The sequence below is a fragment of the Sulfurimonas sp. genome (assembly GCF_041563495.1).
Classification (GTDB): domain Bacteria; phylum Campylobacterota; class Campylobacteria; order Campylobacterales; family Sulfurimonadaceae; genus Sulfurimonas.
Window position 1 is genome coordinate 196,255 of the sequence record NZ_JBFFMZ010000005.1, and the last position, 21,298, is coordinate 217,552.

Annotated in this window: 26 protein-coding genes; 11 read left to right on the forward strand and 15 right to left on the reverse strand. The window is 35.0% G+C overall.

The window, feature by feature from the left end; all coding sequences use genetic code 11:
- The first annotated feature begins 2 nt into the window (after positions 1 to 2).
- From ABYK18_RS07190 to nosD, 9 genes are read left to right on the forward strand one after another with little or no spacing between them, the layout of a single operon-like run.
- Positions 3 to 626 carry a cytochrome c gene (locus ABYK18_RS07190; RefSeq protein WP_373035978.1) on the forward strand — a complete coding sequence of 208 codons (624 nt, stop codon included), beginning with the start codon at positions 3 to 5 and terminating at the stop codon, positions 624 to 626.
- Positions 626 to 1,144 carry a cytochrome c gene (locus tag ABYK18_RS07195; RefSeq protein WP_373035979.1) on the forward strand — a complete coding sequence of 173 codons (519 nt, stop codon included), beginning with the start codon at positions 626 to 628 and terminating at the stop codon, positions 1,142 to 1,144. The genes ABYK18_RS07190 and ABYK18_RS07195 overlap by 1 nt, the downstream gene beginning before the upstream one ends.
- 24 nt (positions 1,145 to 1,168) lie before the next feature.
- Positions 1,169 to 2,074, forward strand: coding sequence for a NapH/MauN family ferredoxin-type protein (locus ABYK18_RS07200; RefSeq protein ID WP_373035980.1), 906 nt, complete (start codon positions 1,169 to 1,171; stop codon positions 2,072 to 2,074).
- 3 nt (positions 2,075 to 2,077) lie between these two features.
- Positions 2,078 to 2,716 (forward strand): ABC transporter ATP-binding protein, encoded by a 639-nt coding sequence (locus ABYK18_RS07205; protein WP_373035981.1) that lies wholly within the window; start codon positions 2,078 to 2,080, stop codon positions 2,714 to 2,716.
- Positions 2,703 to 3,155 (forward strand): hypothetical protein, encoded by a 453-nt coding sequence (locus tag ABYK18_RS07210; RefSeq protein WP_373035982.1) that lies wholly within the window; start codon positions 2,703 to 2,705, stop codon positions 3,153 to 3,155. The genes ABYK18_RS07205 and ABYK18_RS07210 overlap by 14 nt, the downstream gene beginning before the upstream one ends.
- Complete coding sequence (locus ABYK18_RS07215; RefSeq protein WP_373035983.1) at positions 3,155 to 3,982, forward strand: ABC transporter permease; 828 nt, start codon at positions 3,155 to 3,157, stop codon at positions 3,980 to 3,982. Before ABYK18_RS07210 ends, ABYK18_RS07215 begins: the two co-directional genes overlap by 1 nt.
- A 15-nt stretch (positions 3,983 to 3,997) precedes the next feature.
- Positions 3,998 to 4,468 (forward strand): nitrous oxide reductase accessory protein NosL, encoded by a 471-nt coding sequence (locus tag ABYK18_RS07220; protein ID WP_373035984.1) that lies wholly within the window; start codon positions 3,998 to 4,000, stop codon positions 4,466 to 4,468.
- A gap of 1 nt (position 4,469) precedes the next feature.
- Complete coding sequence (locus ABYK18_RS07225) at positions 4,470 to 4,994, forward strand: PAS domain-containing protein (protein ID WP_373035985.1); 525 nt, start codon at positions 4,470 to 4,472, stop codon at positions 4,992 to 4,994.
- A gap of 17 nt (positions 4,995 to 5,011) precedes the next feature.
- On the forward strand, positions 5,012 to 6,244 hold the full coding sequence (gene nosD / locus ABYK18_RS07230; protein ID WP_373035986.1) for a nitrous oxide reductase family maturation protein NosD: 1,233 nt from the start codon (positions 5,012 to 5,014) through the stop codon (positions 6,242 to 6,244).
- Here the strand turns inward: nosD and ABYK18_RS07235 are convergent.
- Together ABYK18_RS07235 and ABYK18_RS07240 are read right to left on the reverse strand one after the other, a co-directional pair.
- Positions 6,207 to 6,674, reverse strand: a complete 468-nt coding sequence (locus tag ABYK18_RS07235) for a CYTH domain-containing protein (protein WP_373035987.1) — start codon at positions 6,672 to 6,674, stop codon at positions 6,207 to 6,209. The two genes, nosD and ABYK18_RS07235, sit on opposite strands and share 38 nt — an antisense overlap.
- Before the next feature lie 26 nt (positions 6,675 to 6,700).
- Positions 6,701 to 6,994: a Dabb family protein gene (locus tag ABYK18_RS07240; RefSeq protein WP_373035988.1), complete on the reverse strand. Its 294-nt coding sequence runs from the start codon at positions 6,992 to 6,994 to the stop codon at positions 6,701 to 6,703.
- A 40-nt stretch (positions 6,995 to 7,034) separates the two neighbouring features.
- Here ABYK18_RS07240 and ABYK18_RS07245 point away from each other — a divergent pair, with 40 nt between their 5' ends.
- Positions 7,035 to 7,250, forward strand: a complete 216-nt coding sequence (locus tag ABYK18_RS07245; RefSeq protein ID WP_373035989.1) for a hypothetical protein — start codon at positions 7,035 to 7,037, stop codon at positions 7,248 to 7,250.
- On the opposite strand, the gene ABYK18_RS07250 is transcribed toward ABYK18_RS07245, so the two are convergent.
- On the reverse strand, positions 7,243 to 8,601 hold the full coding sequence (locus ABYK18_RS07250; protein WP_373035990.1) for a DASS family sodium-coupled anion symporter: 1,359 nt from the start codon (positions 8,599 to 8,601) through the stop codon (positions 7,243 to 7,245). The genes ABYK18_RS07245 and ABYK18_RS07250 overlap by 8 nt on opposite strands.
- 116 nt (positions 8,602 to 8,717) lie before the next feature.
- On the opposite strand from ABYK18_RS07250, the gene ABYK18_RS07255 reads away from it, so the two are divergent.
- Positions 8,718 to 9,083, forward strand: a complete 366-nt coding sequence (locus ABYK18_RS07255; RefSeq protein ID WP_373035991.1) for a cytochrome c — start codon at positions 8,718 to 8,720, stop codon at positions 9,081 to 9,083.
- Positions 9,084 to 9,086: 3 nt separating this feature from the next.
- Here the strand turns inward: ABYK18_RS07255 and ABYK18_RS07260 are convergent, their stop codons facing one another.
- The 12 genes from ABYK18_RS07260 to ABYK18_RS07315 form a co-directional block, all read right to left on the reverse strand.
- On the reverse strand, positions 9,087 to 9,977 hold the full coding sequence (locus ABYK18_RS07260; protein WP_373035992.1) for an NAD(P)H-dependent glycerol-3-phosphate dehydrogenase: 891 nt from the start codon (positions 9,975 to 9,977) through the stop codon (positions 9,087 to 9,089).
- Positions 9,970 to 10,641 carry a TrkA C-terminal domain-containing protein gene (locus ABYK18_RS07265; protein WP_373035993.1) on the reverse strand — a complete coding sequence of 224 codons (672 nt, stop codon included), beginning with the start codon at positions 10,639 to 10,641 and terminating at the stop codon, positions 9,970 to 9,972. The genes ABYK18_RS07260 and ABYK18_RS07265 overlap by 8 nt, the downstream gene beginning before the upstream one ends.
- Positions 10,631 to 12,196: an ion transporter gene (locus tag ABYK18_RS07270; protein ID WP_373035994.1), complete on the reverse strand. Its 1,566-nt coding sequence runs from the start codon at positions 12,194 to 12,196 to the stop codon at positions 10,631 to 10,633. The genes ABYK18_RS07265 and ABYK18_RS07270 overlap by 11 nt, the downstream gene beginning before the upstream one ends.
- 6 nt (positions 12,197 to 12,202) lie before the next feature.
- Entirely contained in the window at positions 12,203 to 13,627 is a 1,425-nt protein-coding gene (gatB, locus tag ABYK18_RS07275; protein WP_373035995.1) for an Asp-tRNA(Asn)/Glu-tRNA(Gln) amidotransferase subunit GatB, read from the reverse strand.
- A gap of 62 nt (positions 13,628 to 13,689) precedes the next feature.
- Entirely contained in the window at positions 13,690 to 13,953 is a 264-nt protein-coding gene (locus tag ABYK18_RS07280) for a hypothetical protein (protein WP_373035996.1), read from the reverse strand.
- A gap of 17 nt (positions 13,954 to 13,970) precedes the next feature.
- Complete coding sequence (locus ABYK18_RS07285) at positions 13,971 to 14,645, reverse strand: F0F1 ATP synthase subunit A (protein WP_373035997.1); 675 nt, start codon at positions 14,643 to 14,645, stop codon at positions 13,971 to 13,973.
- Positions 14,646 to 14,743: 98 nt separating this feature from the next.
- Entirely contained in the window at positions 14,744 to 15,775 is a 1,032-nt protein-coding gene (locus ABYK18_RS07290; RefSeq protein ID WP_373035998.1) for a tRNA pseudouridine(13) synthase TruD, read from the reverse strand.
- On the reverse strand, positions 15,772 to 16,593 hold the full coding sequence (locus ABYK18_RS07295) for a bifunctional riboflavin kinase/FAD synthetase (protein WP_373036041.1): 822 nt from the start codon (positions 16,591 to 16,593) through the stop codon (positions 15,772 to 15,774). Before ABYK18_RS07295 ends, ABYK18_RS07290 begins: the two co-directional genes overlap by 4 nt.
- Complete coding sequence (locus ABYK18_RS07300) at positions 16,583 to 17,290, reverse strand: TlyA family RNA methyltransferase (protein WP_373035999.1); 708 nt, start codon at positions 17,288 to 17,290, stop codon at positions 16,583 to 16,585. The genes ABYK18_RS07295 and ABYK18_RS07300 overlap by 11 nt, the downstream gene beginning before the upstream one ends.
- Positions 17,290 to 17,835 (reverse strand): outer membrane beta-barrel protein, encoded by a 546-nt coding sequence (locus ABYK18_RS07305; protein ID WP_373036000.1) that lies wholly within the window; start codon positions 17,833 to 17,835, stop codon positions 17,290 to 17,292. Before ABYK18_RS07305 ends, ABYK18_RS07300 begins: the two co-directional genes overlap by 1 nt.
- Positions 17,836 to 19,797 carry an NAD-dependent DNA ligase LigA gene (gene ligA / locus ABYK18_RS07310; protein WP_373036001.1) on the reverse strand — a complete coding sequence of 654 codons (1,962 nt, stop codon included), beginning with the start codon at positions 19,795 to 19,797 and terminating at the stop codon, positions 17,836 to 17,838.
- A gap of 1 nt (position 19,798) precedes the next feature.
- Entirely contained in the window at positions 19,799 to 21,292 is a 1,494-nt protein-coding gene (locus ABYK18_RS07315) for a hypothetical protein (protein WP_373036002.1), read from the reverse strand.
- Positions 21,293 to 21,298: the final 6 nt, after the last annotated feature.

Sequence of the window (21,298 nt, forward strand, 5' to 3'; positions counted from 1 at the left end):
TCATGAAAACACATAAAATTCAAGGCGTTGTATATGCGCTAAGCTTTTTACTTATTGCAGCATTTACAGGTTGTAGTGACAACGGTGAAGATAAACAGTCAAAAAAAGACACTTCAGCTAAGGTAGCAGATGCTTCGAAAATTGAAGTCGTGAAAAATGAAAATGCCCACGCTATCAAAGTCGAAGCAAAAGAAAATGACAAGTCTCAAAGTAAGTCTTATTATTATGATTACAACGTCAAAAGTGCTTATGATGAGAACTCAAGACCTGCAAATAAAGATGCATCAGTGCGTACTAAACCTAGAACGAGCATTGAAGCAAATATGAATGTTAGAAGTCCGTATGAGAAGGTACAGGTTTCTATGCTTGTAAGAAAACTCTCCAAAGAATTTATAGTAAAGTGTTCTGCATGTCACAATGACTACGCAAATGGAATAATCGGTCCGTCACTTCTTGGTAAAGACTCTTCTTACATATACAAAAAAATTGTCAGTTTTAAAACTGGAGAAAAATCAAATCCATTGATGAGTGACTTAGTAAAAATGATGGATGATAAAAAAATTAAAAAACTAGCTGATGAGATTTATCAGTTCAACAAAGAGATTAACGAAATGAGGAATAAATAGTGAAAAATATAATAGTAGGTGCTTTAACACTTGTAATAATTGGATTGATGGTTTTTACAGCGATGGATGATGCTGTATATCATGGTGGAGAACATTCAAAAGTTATAAAAGATTTCGGTACAGGTGACGGTAAGAGCCAAACAACTTCTACTTCTGCAGATCCTAAAGAAAAATCTGATAGAGAGAAAGAAGACGAAGCACTTAGTGCTCTTAGAGACAAAGCAGGAAATGCAGGAGCTTTTAAAGTAAGTAATGAGTATAAAAGTAAATGTTCATCTTGTCACGGCGTTAACGGTTCAGGATTTCAAAACGGAAAACCTATGATGGGGCCTAAACTGTTTGGACAGACTGAAGAAGAAGTATATAAAAAATTAATCGACTTCAAAGCAGGCAGAAAAGAGAACATGATTATGAAAGGTCTTTTAATCAAGCTTAATGATGATGATTTAAAAAGATTTGCAAAAGAAATCGGAGAGTTTCCAGAGAGAGCTAAACAACAAGCGGCAAAGCAACAGTAATAGTAAATAAAACGGAGTTTTTAAATGGATAAGTATAATAATAGAGAAACCATAAAGAAATCAACTTTCTTCTCTACATTTTTTGATACTACAAAAGATGGCAAAAGAATTTTCAGCTATAGAATGAAGAGATGGATACTTGTTATTTCTATCCATCTTCTTTTCTTCTTGTCATTTTTCATTGACCTGCAGATGCTAGAGGGAACGCTTAATGGATCTAGATTTCTAGGTTTTCACATGATAGATATATATACGACTATGCAAATGTATTTAGCGACTCATGAATTGCCGATAAACATGATAATAGGTACAACAACTATTTTGATTGTTTACCTGCTTGTAGGCGGTAGAAGCTACTGTGCATGGGTATGTCCTTATGGAATATTAAGTGAGATAGGTGAAAAGTGGCATAACACTTTGGTAAATAAAAAAATCATCAAAGAACGTAAGTTTGACCACAGGGTCAGACACATATTTTGGGCAATATTTTTAATTTTATCTGCGACAAGCGGCTACTTGGTTTTTGAGACATTTAATGTTGTCGGAATTTTAAGTAGAATGATTGCTTACGGGTGGTCTTTAGCACTTCTGTGGGTTGTAGTTGTATTTGCTATAGAAGTTTTTTATTCTCGTCGTGCTTGGTGTACTTACATCTGTCCTATAGGTACTACTTATGGCTACATAGGTAAAGCTTCTGCACTTAGAATCGAGTGGAATGATAACTGTGACCACTGTATGGTTTGTAGCGATGTTTGTTTTGAAAATCAGGTATTAGAAATAACAAAAGCAAAATATGACAAACAAAGAGAAGAAAAAGGTATTACAAGAGAGTATATCACAGGTGCTGATTGTACACTTTGTGGAAGATGCGTAGACGTATGTCACGTAGATGCTCTTAAATTTGACTTTAGATTAAAAAGCTTGGTGTAGATAATGATAAAGATTAATAACTTAACTAAAAAATTTGGTTCTCATGTTTCTCTAGACAATGTCAGTTGTGAATTTAACAAGAATGAGTCTATTGCCCTTATGGGTGCAAACGGTGCTGGTAAGACTACTCTTATCCGCTCCATACTCGGTTACTATCATGCAGATTCAGGAAGTGTTTCCATCAATGGTCTTGATCCTATAAAACAAAGAATCGAAGTTTTAAAAGAGATCAGTTTTGTTCCTCAACTGCCTCCTCCGATTAAGCTAAACATCGAAGAACTTATCCAGTACATCAGCATAAGTGCAGATGTGAGCAAAGAGAAGATCATGCATTACTCAAACGAGATGAAACTTGATCTTAAATCAAATATGGGCAAATCTTTTTTTAAACTCAGCGGCGGAATGAAGCAGAAGCTTCTTATAGCTATCTCACTGGCTAAAAAAAGTGATATTATCATCTATGATGAACCGACGGCAAACTTAGACCCAAAAGCCAGAGATGACTTCTACAGACTGCTAAAACAAAACGAAGAAGAAAAAGTTCTTCTTTTTGTAACACACAGACTAGAAGAAGTTAAAGATCTTGTAAACAGACAAATATATATGGATTTAGGAAAAGTGGTTTCCGATGATAAGATTTAATCTTCTGCTCATTGTAGCACTCACATTTTTCACTGCTTGTAACTCTTCAGAGAGTTCATCAAGTCAAGCATTAAAGAGTGAAGTCAGGATTTGCCCAAAATGTCATATGGAAGTTTCAAAATCGAACGAATATAGTGCCAGTTTAGTTAATAATGGTACCATACACTACTTTGATGATATTGGATGTATGATTTTATGGGGTAATGAATACGACGCTAATATAGAAAAAGCAAAAGTCTTTTCTAAAGATACTGCTCACTATATAGATGCTGCAGGTGCAAGTTTTAAAATAGGTGAAAGAACACCTATGTCATATGGGTTTTGTGCCTATGAAAACGGTTTTGAAGGTCATATAGACTTTGATGAAGTTACTATGAAAATGTTAAGAGGTGAGCACATGGCTAACCCAAAAATTAGAAAACAGATACTAGGACATTGATGAAAAATTTATATTTAATCGCATATTTGGACTTAAAAGAGTCTCTTAGAGCTAGATGGTTTGTAATTTACTCTCTTGTATTTGGAGGGCTTATCGCTCTATTTTTTATTGCAGGAGTAACCGAGTCTCAGGTTATGGGCTTTAGTGGTCTTAGTAGACTGCTTTTGATGTATATACAGATTACGATTGTAATTCTGCCTATATTTATACTCATAACTACTGTCAGGTCTATCTCTGGAGACAGGGATAATCATATCTTGGAGTATATGCTCTCTTTTCCGATATCACTTAAACAGTATTACTGGGGTAAGATAATAGGTCGTTTCATCACAGTCTATCTTCCTGTACTTTTTGCAATGGTTATAGCTGTGATTTACGGAGCATTTAAAGGCGCAGATATTCCTTGGAGCATCTTCTTCTTGTATACAGGTCTTTTGTTTGCGATGAGCAGTGCTTTTTTGGGCATAGCTTTTTTTATCTCTTCATTTGTAAAATCTAGTGAGGTAGCACTTGGTATCGCATTTTTTGTATGGATATTTTTACTTGCATTTATAGATATTGCTCTTATCTCACTTATGATGCAAAACAGATTTAATGAAGAGCTTATTATCTTTATAGCAATGGCAAATCCTATGGAGATTTTCCGTGTTGCAGCCATATCTTTGTTTGATCCTGAACTTACTGTTATGGGTCCGGTAGCATTTTACATACTTGATTCGATGAGCCAGATGGTTTTTGTACTTGTATCTATAGGTTACCCTCTTTTTATAGGTTTGCTTTTTGCATTTATGGGTTACAAAATTTTTGAGAAAAAAGATTTAGTTTAATATTGGAGAGAAATAATGATAAAAATAGTTTTAGCGGTAGTTTTAGCAGCGAGTGTTTTGTTTTCATATGAAATGGATTATACAAAGGACACAGTTGGTCTGGTTAGACATTTAAAAGTATATAAAGACCCGAAATGGGTAGCAAAAATAGAATTAAAAAATGGTAAGAAAGTATTTTTCTGCAGTCCTAAGTCTATGATAGAATTTTACCATAGACCCGGAAAATGGTTTGATGTAGGTGTAAAAAGTGAAGATGACTTTAAAGAGATACTTGTTACAGATTTTGCAACACTAAAACCGATCAATGCCAAAGGTGCTTTCTATGTTTACGGAGGAAGCCCTACTTCTCCTGCCGGAGATGACCTTCCTGCGTTTGCAACATATGAATCGGCAGAAGATTTCTCTAAGACATATAACGGCAAGAGAATCATGCACTTCAATGAAATATCGGAAGCACTTATCAGACTTTTAAACGGAAGGATATAAAATGACTAAGCCTACACCATTAGATGTTGAAATAGAGTTAGACCCAAAAAGATATATAGTAAGCGAGACAGATGCCAAAGGTAAGATTACATACTGTAATGACTACTTTAAAGAAGTATCCGGCTATTCGGAAGAAGAGCTTATCGGTTCTCCGCACAGCATCGTACGTCATCCTGATATGCCAAAAGTTGTTTTTAAACTACTCTGGGAAACTATATCTGCCGGTAAAAATATAAATGCAGTTGTAAAAAATCTTGCAAAAGACGGCAGATATTACTGGATATTTACAGAGTTTGAAATTCGTAAAGACACTGACACTGGTAAGATTATCGGTTATCATGCATCTAGAAAAACTATATCTAAATTTGTTATAGACACTATTGCCGAGCTATATGCCGAACTTTTAAAAATAGAAAAGAAAGACGGTGTTGAAGCTTCTCAAGAGCATTTAGTTAACTTCCTTAAGTCTAAAGGTGACGATGTAGATTTTTCTAATATTATGGAAGAGATTCACAGGTTTTACTAAAAACCCACTTTAAGCAGATGAAAAAACTTTTACTATTTATATTTTTTGTCTCTGCCCTACACTCAAATATTCTCCAAGAAACTATAGACACTGCTCCTTTTGGAGCAACCATCAAGCTTCCCGCCGGCATCTACAAAGGCGGCATCATTATAAACAAACCTCTTACTATACTTGGCAACGAGGATGGTGTTATCATAGACGGTGAAGGCATCGGAGTAGTCATAACCATAAACAGCTCAGACGTAACTCTCAAAAACCTTACTATTACAAACAGTGGAAATGAGATGTACAACTTAGATTCTGCCGTATTTATAGAAAAAGCTAAACACTTTGAGATAAGCAACTGTAAGATTCTAAACTCTCTTTACGGTATAAACATGCTGATGGTTGAAGACTCCATCATCTCAGATAATTTTATAACATCAAAAGAGAATGAGATAAGCCTAAGAGGAGATGCTCTAAAGATCTGGCACTCTCACAACAACATCATCAGCAATAACATCATAGATAAAGCAAGAGATGCAAATCTAAACTACTCAAACAACAACAAAGTAATCAATAATTTTGTCACAAACTCCAGATTCGGTATTAACATTTCTCACTCAAAAGACAACATCGTAAAAGAGAACACTTTTAAGTATAACTCAGTCTCATTGATGCTGATGATGACACAAAACACAAAAGCAACAAACAACATCATACAAAGCTCTAAAGGAGCTGCCGGCATCGGAGTAATGCTAAAGGGTGGCTCTAACCTTATTTTTAAGAATAACATACTCAGATACAATGCTAAGGGAATGTACATAGACTCAAAGTGGACAGAGATGGGAATGAAGAGATATATAACTAACAATGAGATATCTTACAACAAAGAAGCCATACACTTCCACCTGACTATAAGAAACAATACATTTACAGATAATGAATTTGTAGGCAACATTGACGACATAGTAAAGAGTACGGCAGGATTTGAGACTAAGCTAAATGTAGTAGAGCATAACTACTGGGACAGATACACAGGTTTTGATAAAGACGGCGACAACATCGGTGACACTTCTCACAAGATATACCAATATGCCGACAGACTCTGGCAGTACAACAACAAGGTAAAATTCTTCTACGCATCTCCAGTCATGGCGCTCTTGGACTTTTTAGCTCAAGTAGCCCCGTTTATAGAACCGATACTGCTTCTTGAAGATAAGAAGCCTATCGTTAACCCCACTGTGAATATGGATTCTCTAAAAGATTAGAGTTATAGTATCTTGCATCTTCGGTGACTTCTTTCAGTATCCACTCTGGAAGTTCTACTGTTTCATCTTCGCTTTCAAGCTCTACTTCTGCAACTATTAAGCCTTCATTTTCTTCGTGGAAAACATCTATCTCCCAGGTATGCTTTTTATGCAAGATAAGATATCTAGTCTTATGTATGATAGGTTTAGTACAAAATTTCTCTAGCATCTCATTAGCATCCTCTACAGGTACAGAGTATTCATACTCAAGTCTAGTAGCACCAACATTTCCGCCCTTGATGGTAACAAAGGCTCCATTACCCTTAATTCTAACACGAACAACAGTTTCATCTTTAGTTTGGATATAACCTTGTTTAATCTCATAACCGTTTTGCAGTTCTTCCAACTTGTTTATGTCTATTAAAAATTTTCTCTCGATTTCTAGTGCCATTATTCTGTCCTTTTATGTTAAGTAAACTAGTTTAATATATAATCAACGACTTTTGATTCAAGTGTAACTTCTTTTATAAGCTCAACAACCTTTAGATGCTCTTCGTGAACTGCATAGGCTTTTAAGTCTTCTTTTGTCTCAAAAGTGCTGTAAAGTGAAAGGTCAAATGATCTCTCAGATTTGTTAAAGTCTATTCCTACTTCCATTGATTTTAGAGTCGGTATCAAATCAACCAAAGCGTTTAATCTTTCAGTCACTTGGGCTATATTTGCGTCTTTATTTTCATCTTTAAACTTGAACATTACTATATGTACTATCATTTTTATGCCTTTTTTAGTGAAAGTTTACCATAATAGCTTTATGAAAAAAGCTCTTAAAGATTTATACGGAAGTGCCATACTGTTTTTTTATTTTTTGAAGTGGCCGTATCTTGTAGGCTATCCGTTTCTTTACTTAAACGGACTCAACCAAAACTACATACTCAACGCTCTTTGGTTCGTCTGTGCAATTTTAATCATAAAAGACATATATACTATGATAAAAAACAAAAAAATCAACAGATGCGATACTAAGTAAGAATCCCTTTCCAGAAAAACTCGGCTATCATAACTATCAAAAATATTCCGACAAGATTTAAAATGATTCCATACTTGATCATACTCTTTACATTTACGGCACCGCTACTCATAGCAATTGCATTTGGCGGGGTGGCGATAGGGAGCATAAAAGCATAACTGGCGCAAAGAGTTGCTACCATCATAAATAACGTGGTATTTATCCCTGTCTGTTCTGCTACTGAGTAGATAACAGGAAGCATGATTGATATAAGCGCAGTATTTGATGTTATCTCTGTTGTAAAAGTTATAAGCATTGCAACTGAAAAAAGTAAAAGTATAGGAGAGAGATGCGTCATCGTAATGAGATAAGATGCTACTTCGTCTGCAAGACCCGTACCGCTAAATGCTTTTGCTATAGAAAAACCCGCTCCAAATAAGAACATGATTCTATAAGGTATTTTTGCTTTATCTTCCATCCATTCCAGCACGTTAAACGGCGGCATAAACAAAAGCAGTCCCGCAAATAGTAAAATTCCTGCTTCACTTAGCCCAAGACCACCCCAAAACGGTTTCATCGGTGCATTTAGAAGAAGAAGAAAAATCAATCCTGCTATTATATAAAGGACTTTTTTCTGTGCCGTGTTTAAAGGTATCTTTTCTTCATCTCTATGAATAGCCGTATTTGGAATACCCAAACTAAGCAACATACTTACTGCTATAAACATTACAAAAGCAAGTGGAGCAACCATCCAAATCCACTGAAAAAACGGTATAACATTCATGCCTTTGTCATACATAATCCCAAGCAAGATAAGGTTTGGAGGTGTTCCTATTGGAGTCATTATTCCCCCTACACTTGCACCGTAAGCGATAGCAAGAGCAAATCTCATCTTTAACTTTACATCGTCTGTGATAAAAAGAGCAATAGACATAAGAAGCAGTGTTGTTGTAGTGTTTGAAAGGATTGAACTTAACAACCCTGATGTAATAGCCAGAGAAAAAATCATTCCTCTTGGAGTATTTGGAAAGATCCCCAGCATCTTATCCGCTATCCAAGTATGCAGGTTACTTTTCTCAACCGCTATGGCAAGCATAAAACCACCCAAAAACAAAAATATGATAGGGTGAGAATAATTAACAGCCGTAGCCTTTGTGTCTAAAATGGAAAAAGCGGGAAAGAGTATGATCGGAAGAAGTGACACAACTGCAAGCGGTAAACCTTCATTTGTCCAAAGTACGACCAAGAGTGCTATAAGCCCCAGAAGTGAAGATTGTGTGGCATTAAATAGAATCAATGAAAAAGAAAATACAATCATCCCGATGACAACACCGATTCCTATTTTTTTAAACTGCTCTTGGTGTTCTCTCATCTATACTCACTTAAGTTAATATAAAATTATTATACATGATGATTTGATTAAAGTCAAAGCTAATAAAATAATATTGAATTATAATACCTATTAAATATTTTTATAAGGATTTAATTATGCGAAATTTATTGGTTTTACCTTTGATTATTGCTACATCACTATTTGTACAAGCATCTGATGATATAGAAAGTTTGGCAGAAAAAAAATGTGGAGCATGTCATCTTATGGGCAAAGTAACCAAAGAAAAGCTTAGCAGAATGTCTGCACCGCCATATTGGGCTTTAGCTAAAAAAATTAAAATGGCTTATCCAAATAGATTAGACGGAGTTACTTTTCTTGTAAATTACGCACTTAATCCATCAGAAGACAAAATGCTTTTTCCAAAAGAGACTAAAGAACGTTTTGGTTTAATGCCTTCACAAAGAGAGGTTGTTACCAACGAAGAAATTAAGGCTATTGCTGAGTATATATTAGATAAATAATATTTAATTAGCCAAAAAATCTTTTAAGCTGACATGAGGGTCTTTTCCCTCTAACATTTCATATACTTCTCTTGCTATAGGAAGATAAAGATCTTTATTTTTAGCAATTTTATTAAGAGCATAGGTAGTTCCTATGCCTTCGGCAACTTCACCCAACTCTTTTAGTATCTCTTCTTGACCTTTTCCGGCTGCTATTCCAAGCCCTACGCGAAAATTTCTGCTCATTGTAGATGAAGCGGTTAAAAACAGATCCCCTGCTCCGCTAAGCCCCACAAAACTCTCTTCTTTTGCTCCGTAAACGTAGCCAAATCTTTGCATCTCAACCAATCCGCGTGAGATAAGAGAAGCAGCTGCATTTTTACCAAGTTTCAGTCCTTCGCATATTCCTGCAGCTATTGCGATCACATTCTTATAAGCTCCAGCAACTTCAGCACCCATAACATCCGTTGAAGTATATGTCTTTATAAATGACGGAAAAAAAGTAGCAAATTTTGCACTTAGTTCTTCGTTATGAGAGTTAATAACGAGTGCAGTCGGCAAAGATTTTCTGACTTCAGTGGCAAAAGAGGGACCTGAGAGAAAGGCTATATTTGCATCTGGAACATAATCTTTGTAAATATCATTTAAAAACTTTCCTGTACTAGCTTCTATACCTTTTGCGGCTACTAAGACTTTTTGATTATTAAAAACAAAATTTTCTTTTAGCCATGATGAGACTTGCTGTGCCGGAATTGCTATAACTAAATACTCTAACTTTAAGATCTCATCCAATGAAACAAAATTCTCAATATCTCTTGGTGTTCTTGAAGTAATATATACTTCATTGTTTTGTCCCAATGCAAAAGCCAATGCAGAGCCCCATTTTCCAGCTCCAATTACTCCTATTTTACTCACTCTTACTCCCTATCAGTTTTTCAAACTCGTTTATGTCATTCTCATAACCAACTACAACAAAGATATCACCACTTTTTATAACATGATGTCTTGCCTTTGTAGAATGAATAAACTCACTGCTCATATCTTCATGGACGACAGATATTACAATAATACCGTACTGAGAGCTCCATTCAATGTCTGTAGGATGTTTTCCTTCGAATATTGTATGATCTTCTATCTTTATTTGAGCTATTTTTAAGGCACTCTTTTCATATAGTATATCATGAAAGACCTCTGTAACAATTGGCTTCTCAAGCATCTCAACAATAACATTAGCCGTTGTTTGAGTGGTAGGAAGAACTCTGGTAGCACCTGCTAGTGAGAGCTTATCTGCACTCTCTTTGTCCTGTGCCAGTGCAACAATAATTAAATCTTTAAATGCTTCTCGAAGCGATATCGTTAAAAATATGTTCTCTGCCATATCTTCAAGAATACAAAATGCGACACAATCATTCATATCGACTCTATTACTTAGATTATCCCAATTATCACTTAAGTCAAAGCCGTCTTCACCGTCTTTACCAAGTTTTAAAATATGTATTTTTTTATAATTTGATGATATGTTTTTCTCAATCTCAAATGTATATTCGTTATATCCAAATATTAAAGCATTATTCTCCATCACTTGAGCCTTTTTTATGAAGATTAGTAGTGAACTCTTTTAGGAATTGGGAATTTCCTATTACTAAAAGATAATCTCCAACTTCAAGAACAGTACTTTCAATAGGATTAAAGAAGAATCTTTTTTTAGCCTTTTTATAGATACCCAATAGTACTATTCTATATTTTTTATTTCTTAGTTGGTCAACCGTTACAAAGCTCTCAAGGACTCTGTCACTTATTAATATTTCTTGAACATCAATACCGTTATAGTTCGTGCGAAGAGCGTGTATTGCTTCAAATGCAACAGGCTGTCCTGCAAATTCCTTTGCGATTATTCCAACCAGCTCTTTCTCATAAAAAAGCTCATTAACACCAGCAAAATTCAACTTGTTTCTATTTTCTTTATTTATTAAAATAGAGAGTATAAACACATCCTTGTTAAATGACCGCACAGTCAGAGCAGTATATACATTCTCTACATCCGAGTGGCTTAAACATAAGATAGCCTTCACCTGAGACTCTATATCTATGCGAAGTTTTTTATAGCTTTCTATAGATCCAGGATCATAGTTAAGTGCAGTAAAACCATCTTTTTTTGCCGATTCTACTTTTTTCAAATCTTCTTCTAAAATAATTACCTTATTATGCAGACTAAGTTTTTTAGCTACTTCTTTTGCCACGTTTTCATACCCGCAGATAAGATAAAACTCTTTAATTTTTGATATATCATCAATGAGTTTAAGGTCTTTTATCTCATCAAGTTTTTCCGTAAAAGAAGTAACTATAAGTGAAGTTGTAAATGAAAAGACACCTATACCCGCAACAATCACGAACATTGCTACAACACGTCCTTCCTGTGTTACAGGCACTATATCTCCAAAACCAACTGTAGAAATAGTAACTATTGACCAGTAAACTGCTTCAAAAAGTGTATTTATAGGAGAATCGGGATTATTGGCTTCCATAACGTATATCAAAACCGATGAAACAAATATAATGATAGAAGCAAAAATAAGCAGTGTTAAAAACTCAAACTTTTTAGCTGCTACTACAGAGGTAAACGTCTGAATACTTTTTGCATATCTAAATAGTTTAAAGACTCTAAAAAGTATAAATATGCGAAGTAGTCTTAACTGATGAAAAAACGGAATAATTGCAAGTAAATCGATAATGGCTTTTACTGATGATATATATTTAAACTTAACAATAGTTATGTCTTTGAGAGCTTTTACAAGTCTAAACTTATCTCCAAGCATAACATCATGTTCACTCTGATCTATAATTATCTGAGTAACACTACTGCTAATCCAAAGCCTTAATATATACTCTATAAAAAATATAATAGAAACGATATAGCTGTTAAAAAAGAGTAAAGTATCATTTACAGGTGACTTAACTTCCCTGATCAGTATGATAACACTCATAAAAATAAGTGTTATCATAAATATGTCAAAATATTTTTTATATTTATAGTTACTATTTTCTAGTAAGTTGTAAAAAAAATGTTTTTTCTTTTGATAAGCTTCTGATGTGTTTATAAAATAGGCTAAATCAACAATCAATCGCTTTATCACTGCTCTCTACCCAAGCTTTGCTTTTAATACTTCGTTTACAGATTGCGGGTTAGCACTGCCTTTACTAGCTTTCATAACCTGACCGACAAAGAAACCAAAAAGTTTGTCTTTACCGCCTTTGTATTGTTCAACTTTCTCCGGATTAGCGTTGATTATCTCGTCACACATAGCTTCTATTGCCCCTGTGTCACTAACTTGTTTTAATCCTAATGCGTCTATGACACCATCAACATCCAAGTTTTCCTCCATAAGCTTATCAAGAACTTCTTTAGCCGCCTTACCGCTGATCGTATTGTCTTCTATACGTTTAACCAGATGACCAAGTTTTTTAGCATCTACAGGTGAATTAGTAATATTTACCTCACCCTTTAAACGTCCTTGTAACTCAACCGTAAGCCATGTAAGAGCATTTTTGGCACTAATGCCCTCTTCCATCATAGTCTCAAAGAAATGAGCCATTTCAACACTTGATGTGACAACGCTGGCGTTATAATCATTCATTCCGTAATCTTTTACAAATCTAGCCATCTTTTCATCCGGTAGTTCAGGAATTTTTGAGTATACCTCCATCATCTCGTCAGTAACTATCGCTTTTAAGAGATCCGGCTCAGGAAAGTAACGATAATCTGCGGCTTCTTCTTTACCGCGCATAGAACGAGTCTCTTGTTTTACCTGGTCAAATAGTCTGGTCTCTTGAGATATCTCATTATCGTAAACACCGTCTTCCCAAGCTTCAACCTGACGAGCAACTTCAAGCTCTATGGCTTTTTGAATAAATTTGAAACTATTGATGTTTTTAATCTCAACACGGGTATAAAGCTTTTCATCACCTTTAGGGCGTATTGAAACATTTACGTCAACGCGGAAACTTCCCTCTTGCATATTTGCATCGCCGATATCTAAATAACGAATGATTGAATGAAGCTTTTTAAGATACAAAATTGCTTCTTCAGCACTTCTCATATCAGGTTCTGAGACAATCTCTAAAAGAGGTGTCCCTGCACGATTTAAGTCTACTTTGGAGATGTCACCGTCATGTATGTTTTTACCTGCATCTGCTTCAATGTGAGCACGGTTTATTCTTATGATCTTATGAGTTCCGTCTTCAAAATCTATCTTTAATTTTCCATGTTCTACTATTGGGGTATAGAGTTGAGTGATCTGATATGCACTCGGAGAATCAGGATAAAAGTAAGACTTTCTATCAAAAAAAGATGTCTGGTTTATGGTCGCATCTATTGCAGTACCTAACATAATCGACTTATGTAGAACTTCTTTATTTAAAACCGGTAAAGCACCTGGAAGTGCCAGACAGGTTGGACAGGTATTTGTATTTTGTTTGTGATTAAAACTCGTAGGACACGAGCAAAAAAGTTTCGTTTTTGTGTTTAGCTGTACATGGACCTCAAGCCCTATAACTACCTCAAACATATATTTCCTTGGATAAATAATAATTAGTTATCCATTTTATCCAATTTTTGCTTTAAAGGTTTTTATGAAGTGTGTTTGGAGTAAATCTTTTCTAATAATTCCGTCTGTTTTTTAGCTTCTTCAAGTCTCTGTCTGTTTGTGGCAAATGCATCTAGAGTCAAAATCAAGAAAAATGAAATAACAATAAAAACGATTGTGATAAAAAGAGCTAATGAAAAGCCGAGAAAGAGAAAAAGTTTAAAAGTTATAAGAGCACCAAAGATGACAATTGCCCATGATGCCCCAAGCAAAAAGCTTATAATTCTATCGAATTTATCTTTTTGCATATTATCTCAAGTGAGACTTAGTGTTCTTCTATAGCTACTGCAGAACCTAGGTAGACAGTTGTTAGCATCATGAAGATAAAAGCTTGTAAGAAAGCCATAAAAGTAAGCAGTGCAAATGGAATCATTGGAAGTAACCAAGGAGCCAGCATCAAGATTACCATTAAGAACATATCATCACCTTTTACATTTCCAAAAAGACGGAAAGAAAGAGAGATAAGACGAGAAAAGTGAGAAACAATCTCAATCGGGAACATTAACCAGTATAACCACCAAACAGGGCCCATAAAATGTTTAAAATACTTGATAACACCCTGGCGACGTATACCTTCGTAGTTGTAATAAACAAATACTACTAATGCAAGTGTTAAAGGCATTTCTAAAAATGCTGTCGGAGCTTCAAAGCCTGGAACCACACCTATTAGGTTAGCAATAACAACAAAAAGACCGATTGTTGCAACAAGAGGAACATAACGACGTGCATTTTCTGCACCCATTACATCTACACCCATTTGAAGAACACCGCCGAGATACGCTTCCATTAGGTTTTGAGTTCCTTTAGGAACAAGTTGAAGGTTTGACATTGCTGCTCTTACAATTAGTAAAGCGATACCGGCAGATAATATCATGTGTGTTAAGTAGATAAAAGTCTTATCGTGAGATATTAGACCAAAAAATGTGAATAATTCACCCATAGGTGTACTCCCTGTCTCAAATAAATTGCGTGATTATAATCTAACTTGCATTAAATTATTATAATAAAAGATATTTTTTTACAAATTATCTATATTTACTACTTTTTAGCCTTAGCTTTTACATCTTTGGCACTATAATTTTTTCCGGCTATTGATTCTAAAAACACGGTAGCATAAGAACCTTTAGGAAGTGTAAAAGAGATATTTAGAAGTGTCTGTTTTTTGACATAGTTGCACACTATATCTTTTGGATATATTACAGCTTCTCTTCTATAACCTTTTTCTTGTAAAAATTCATCGTCATACTCTTTTTCTATCTCTCTTGCATCTGAACGTGCACGAAAAACATCTCTACCGCATAAAAGACCTGTCGGAATAAGTTTTCTGCTCTGATACTCTTTTATCGGCATAATTTTTGGAGTAGAGAGTTTTCCTTTATCATCAACAAAAACATCACCTTCAACTATCTTAAGTACCGTTTCATTCGCATCTAATGTAAGTTTTACTCGCTCTCTTAACCACTCATTGAAAAAAATGCTTTGATAGATAGATATCAAAAAGTTTTTCACTTTATTATCTTCTATAAAAAGTTCTCCTTGAATCATCTCTTTAGCCTGTTTGATACTATCTGCATCGCGACCGAATCTTTGATAACCGAAATAGTTAGGCAAACCTTCTTTAGCTATTTTTCTCGCAACTTTTTCTATCTTGCCGGCATCTATGTTATCAACAAAGTGAAGATTAATGCTAAATCTGTTACCTGCTAAATCACCCATACGAATAGAGTGAGAGTGTCTCGTGGTACTCAGTATTTTTATCTGCTTATGGTAAAACTTCTTAAGCAGTTTCTCATAAGATGCTTCCACAGAGATATACTGCGTAGTAGTTGCATGCTTGTCTTTTAAACCTGCATAACCTATTTTTTGTGCAGGAACTCCCATATACTCAGCAAATATGGCAATCATATCCCAAGTGGTAAGTTCAACTTTTTTAACGTGCAATATCAGGTAATTACCCTTGCCCTTGAACTCTGTTGATGGTATTTCATCAACAATAAAATCTGTTGGAGTCTGGTAAAATTTAAAATCTATATCGTCACCGACACTCTGTAAATATTCTCTTTTTCTCATAATTGTAACAACTTTAATTTTTGTGAAGCGATATTGATGTCACTCTGTATCGCTTTTTTCAACTCCGCAATGGAGTCAAACTTTTTATTGTCTCTTATAAAAGAAACAAAACTTATTCTGGCTTTCGTATCACATAATACTTCACCATCTAGAATATGTGACTCAATGGCAAATGAGCCATCTGTCGTAACTCTGTGTCCGACAAAAGAGACAGACGGATGATAATGTTCTTCATCGTCTATACGAGTAAGAGTTACATAAACACCCTCTTTTGGAGTTAAAAAGCCCGTAGCTTCTATGTTTATAGTTGCAACCAACTCTTTTTTACCTATACCTTGTCCGGCTACTAAAGCTCCCTTTATAGTGTAGTTATGCCCCAAAAAGTCATTTGCGCCTTTAATATCACCGATTTGCAGTTTTGCTCTAATCTTGTGAGAGTGGACTGAATCACCATTATGTGTGACCTCAGCAACAACTTTTACCTCTCCGCTAAAAAGAATATCTAAATCTTCAAATGAATACTTTCTGTCTTTACCAAAATGAAAGTCATAACCAACAACTATCTTTTTAAGTTTTGGAAATTTACTCTCAAGCAAAGATATAAACTCTTCTCCACTCAAGTGACGGATCTCATCAAGCTCAAGATACATAATTGGGTAATGGGAAAAATGCTCTCGCTCCCTTTTAGGAGTGAGATTTGCATATCCTGTCTCAATAACAACAATAGTCCCGTTATCATCAAGCTCCGCGAAGAGATGCTGATGACCTATATGCATACCATCGAACCCGCCGATGGCTATGGCAGTACTATTTTTCATAGCAGTAGCAATACTCAAGATTACCCTCCTTGCCTGTCAATTTTGATGGAGATTTCATAATAAGTTTCCATCCTTTTAATTTAGCTGCATCTTCAAATCTTATCATCGCCTTTAATATAGCCTTTTCATCTGTTACTACACCATGCTTGTCTCGTTTAGCTTCGCGTCCGACTTCAAACTGTGGTTTAAACAGAAGTATGATTTTCTCAGATGCAAGTCTGTCTATGTCGTCTATAATATTAAGCAGTGATATAAAAGCAACATCACTGACAACTATGTCAAATATTTTATTGCTTTTAAACTCTCGTATATCACAACTCTCATGTGAGAACACACGTTCATCTTCTAGCAGACTCTTGTGAAGTTGGTCACGTCCTACATCTACTGCACTTACTTCTTTAATTCCACATTCCAAGAGAACCTGAGTAAATCCACCTGTAGATGAGCCTATATCCAAAGCTACTTTATCTTTAACATCCAGTTTTAACTCTTGCAAAAATAAACTCAGTTTATGTGCCGAACGAGAAACATACTCTTTATGCTCTCCTACACTAACCTCATAACCATCTTCTATCCTTAGTGAGCTCTTGGTAGTTACTTTTCCATTGACACTGACAAGCCCCTCTTTTATTATGTCTTGAGCCTTTGTCCGAGTCTCGCTAAGTGCATTTTGGACAAGATAGTTGTCCAATCTCATTAAAACTGAACCTCAAATGCTGCATATAATACATCTACATTCATCTGTTTTTCTACTGTTGCTTTATTATAATCTATCAAATATCTGTCATATGCTAATTTCATACTGTACGTCTCATTAAACCTGTATCCGACACCGGTACCAAAAAGCATGGTAAAACCACTTGTGCCTGCACCGCTTGAACCAACTTCGCCAACACCGAACTTCCCGTAAAAATCCAAAGTATCATCAAAAAAAGCGTAGTGCGCCAAAGTGCTCACATTTAAAGATGTAAAACTAATCTCTACTTCTGTATTAGTATCGTTTACGACTTTATATGCATTTCCAGCATTAAAATTTACATAAGCCAGCTCTACCGATAGATATTTGTTTATATATGCACCGCCATAGAGCATAAGCGATGTCGAACTGCTCATTTTTTGTTCTTTATAGACGCCATCATCATTAAATTGGGAAAGTCCATAGCCTAAGCCTATGTATGGTCCGCCATCTCTATCTGCCAGTAAAAGTGTACAAAAGAGCAGTATTGATAAGATTATTTTCATTTATGTGTTCTCGCTTATTAGTTTTCTCATCTCTTGTTCTGTTAAACACTCTACACCCAAAGAGATAGCTTTGTCGTACTTGCTTCCCGCATCTTCACCGTAAATCAGAAAGTCCGTCTTTTTAGAGACAGAACCTGATACTTTTGCACCAAGCTTTTCTAGCATCTCTTTAATAGCGCCTCTAGATTCACTCATAGTGCCTGTTAAAACTGCCGTTTTACCTTTGAAAGGGTTTTCCGCCGCTTCAGTTTTTTGTGCCGGCTCAAGCGGTTTTAAAATCTCTTGCAAGTTTAAGATAGTATCACGGTTTACTCTTACAAACTCTAAAACAGATTCGGCCATCTCTTCACCGATGCCATCACATGCGACTATTTCTTCTTTTGTGGCATCTATAAAAGATGAACCGAAATTTTCGCTTAAAGTCTTAGATGCTACCTCTCCGATATGCTCAATACCTAAAGAGTTTATAAATCTCCAATAATCACTCCCCTTTGCAGCTTCCAAAGAATCTAAAAGATTTTGAGATTTTTTCTCTTTGAAACCTTCAAGAGCTAACAACTTATCCAAGGTCAAATCAAACAGATCAACAACACTCTTTACAAGCCCGGATGCAAAAAGAGCTTCTACTATTTTGTTTCCCAGACCATCTATATTCAGACACGGCTTAGAGGCAAAGTAGATGATAGAGTTTACTACCCTTGCCTCACACTCCAAGTTTTGGCACTTTAATAAAACTCCTTCATCAAGAAGCTCACTGTTGCAGACAGGACAAAGTGTAGGACGCTGATACGGGACTTCACTTCCGTCTCTCTCATGACTCAATACTTTAATGATTTTAGGAATCACATCTCCGCTTCTAAGAATGATCACTTTATCGTTTATACGTATGTCCTTTCTGTCTATCTCATCAAAATTGTGAAGAGTCGCGCGCTCTACTATGACGCCGTCAATATCCGTAGGCTCAACTTGAGCGACAGGCGTTACAGCTCCGCTTCGTCCCACTTGAAGAACTATCTCTTTGATGGTAGTAATCTTCTCAACAGCGGGGAATTTATATGCAACAGAAAAACGAGGATTTTTAACCGTATAGCCCATATCTATCTGAGATGCTATTTCGTTGACTTTTATAACCATACCGTCAAGCATCATCTGATAGTTGTCTCTACTGTTTTTCATCACTTCATATATGGCTTCTATCTCATTAAAGCCTTTGCACGTTGAACGATCGGGCGGCTTTCTAAATCCTAGCTCATAAATATACGCCATTTTTTCACTCAGTAGTTTATGCTCCAATGAGTTCTCGCCTACACCATAAGGCAAAAAGACCAGGTTTCTGGATGCAGTGATGCTGGGATCAAGCTGTCTAAGACTTCCTGCCGCGGCATTTCTCGGGTTTGCAAAAGGTGGTTCGTTTTCTTTTAATCTTGCTTCGTTGATTTTTTCAAACTCATCTTTAAAGATGACTACTTCTCCGCGAATCTCTATACGTTCATAATGATCTATTGTAAGAGGAATAGAGCGGATTGTTTTTACATTTTGAGTAATTAGCTCACCTACGGTTCCGTCACCCCTTGTAATTCCTTGAGCCAATACACCGTTTTCATAAATAAGGTTTAGAGATGCTCCATCAAATTTTGGCTCACAATAAAATGAGATATTCTCGTCAAGTTTATATGTTTTAGTAAGCCACTTTTGCAGTCCATTTGAATCAAAGATATCTTCCAGACTCCACATGCGAGAGAGATGCGAAGCTTTAGTAAATCCACTTGATATAACATCACCGACTCTTTGAGTTGGTGACGAAGCCAATATCTCATCGGCATGATTATCCTCATACTCTTTTACTTGGTGATATAATTTATCATATACTTCATCTGTTGTAAGAGGATCATCAAGTACATAATAGTGACGAGAATAAAGGTTTAGTTTTTCAACTGCCTCTTCATAACTTTTTTGATTCATCTTAGATTCTCTGTTTTTTCGATATCAAGGCTTTTACGAGCGACTTTTTGATTGATTGATATGATTTTTCATTTTGAGCCAATATTTTTTCTGCCGCTTTTTGTTCTCTAAGAAGAGTATCCATTTCTCTTTCTAGTTTTTGATACTTGTCAATAATAGTCTTTCTAATCTCTTTTTTAGACAATTTATCTATGTTTTGCGTCAATTGACTTATGCCTCTTTTGATTCTATTGATATCATTATTTAAAACTTTTTTTCTCTCTTCATCTTTCGTTATTTTAAATGTATCCATATACTGTTCTAATTTTTGTTTTTCACTTCTTAATTGTTCAGTTATTTTTTGCTTCTCTTTGATAAAAATATTATTATATTCAACAGGTGAGAGATCATTGATATACAATTTTAAAATATCTTCATCAAGTTTGTGTATCTCTTTATTTAACTCTCTGACAGAAGTCCTTGTTCTGGTGTATATTTTAGCAATTGACAACATGGAGATGACATTCCATCTTAATCCATCCTCTGTTTCTAATTCGGGAACTTTATATTTTACTCCATTGACTATAACAATATTTAGTGAGTAGTATTTTAAAAAATCAATTATGTACTCATTTGAGAGAGAAATTTCATTTAACATAAAATCAGCAATTAGTTCAAAAACATCATTAAAATGTATTCTAAGTATATAGCCGGAGAATCCTTTATAAAACTCTTCACTACAGTCAAATTCATTCATAAGCTGTTCTATAATCAAAGACTGAATGTACCCAAACACATTAGTTTCATATGTAAGGTTGTCAATTTTTTCTTCAATAAAATATGTCTCAACAAATATTTTTACAACTACCTTAAAAAAGTTTCTGCTCTCTTCTTTTGAAAAGTATTCATCATAAAAATCATCCAGTTCTGCTTCTTCAATCCCGTTAAAACGTCCTGCTATGGTATTTTGGTCACTTGAAGACACTTCGCGCATTTTTTTATCATTAAAAATTTTAATAAATATCTGCTCTTTTTTTATTATGACAATATCATTCTTTTTAAGTCCCAGGGCTTTTCTTACTGCAAACCTTGCCAACTCTTTTTTGTTTATCTCTTCATTATCAATATTATCAACAAAGTTATAAATATTTTTTCTTAATTTCTCTTTTATAACGACTCGGTTGTCAACATATTTTACTAAATCTAGGTTATCCTGAATCATTTCAATTATTGAAGATAAATTCACGCTATCCTTTGGTTCTAGAGTATATGGAAAAACTTTTAGGCGTATTCGATTGTTCTTAATTTGTATTAATATATAACCCACCGGTTCAAAATAATTTTTAAAAGCTTTTTTAATATCTTCCTGAATCTCATCTTTTTGAATATCTTCTTTTGAAAATTTTTCACCAATAAAAAGAAATAAATTTTTATTATCTGCATCACTCCACTTAAAATCTAGCGATGGTTTTGGTAAATTTGTTTCTAAATAAATCTTTAACTCTGAACTAATCACGTTCTT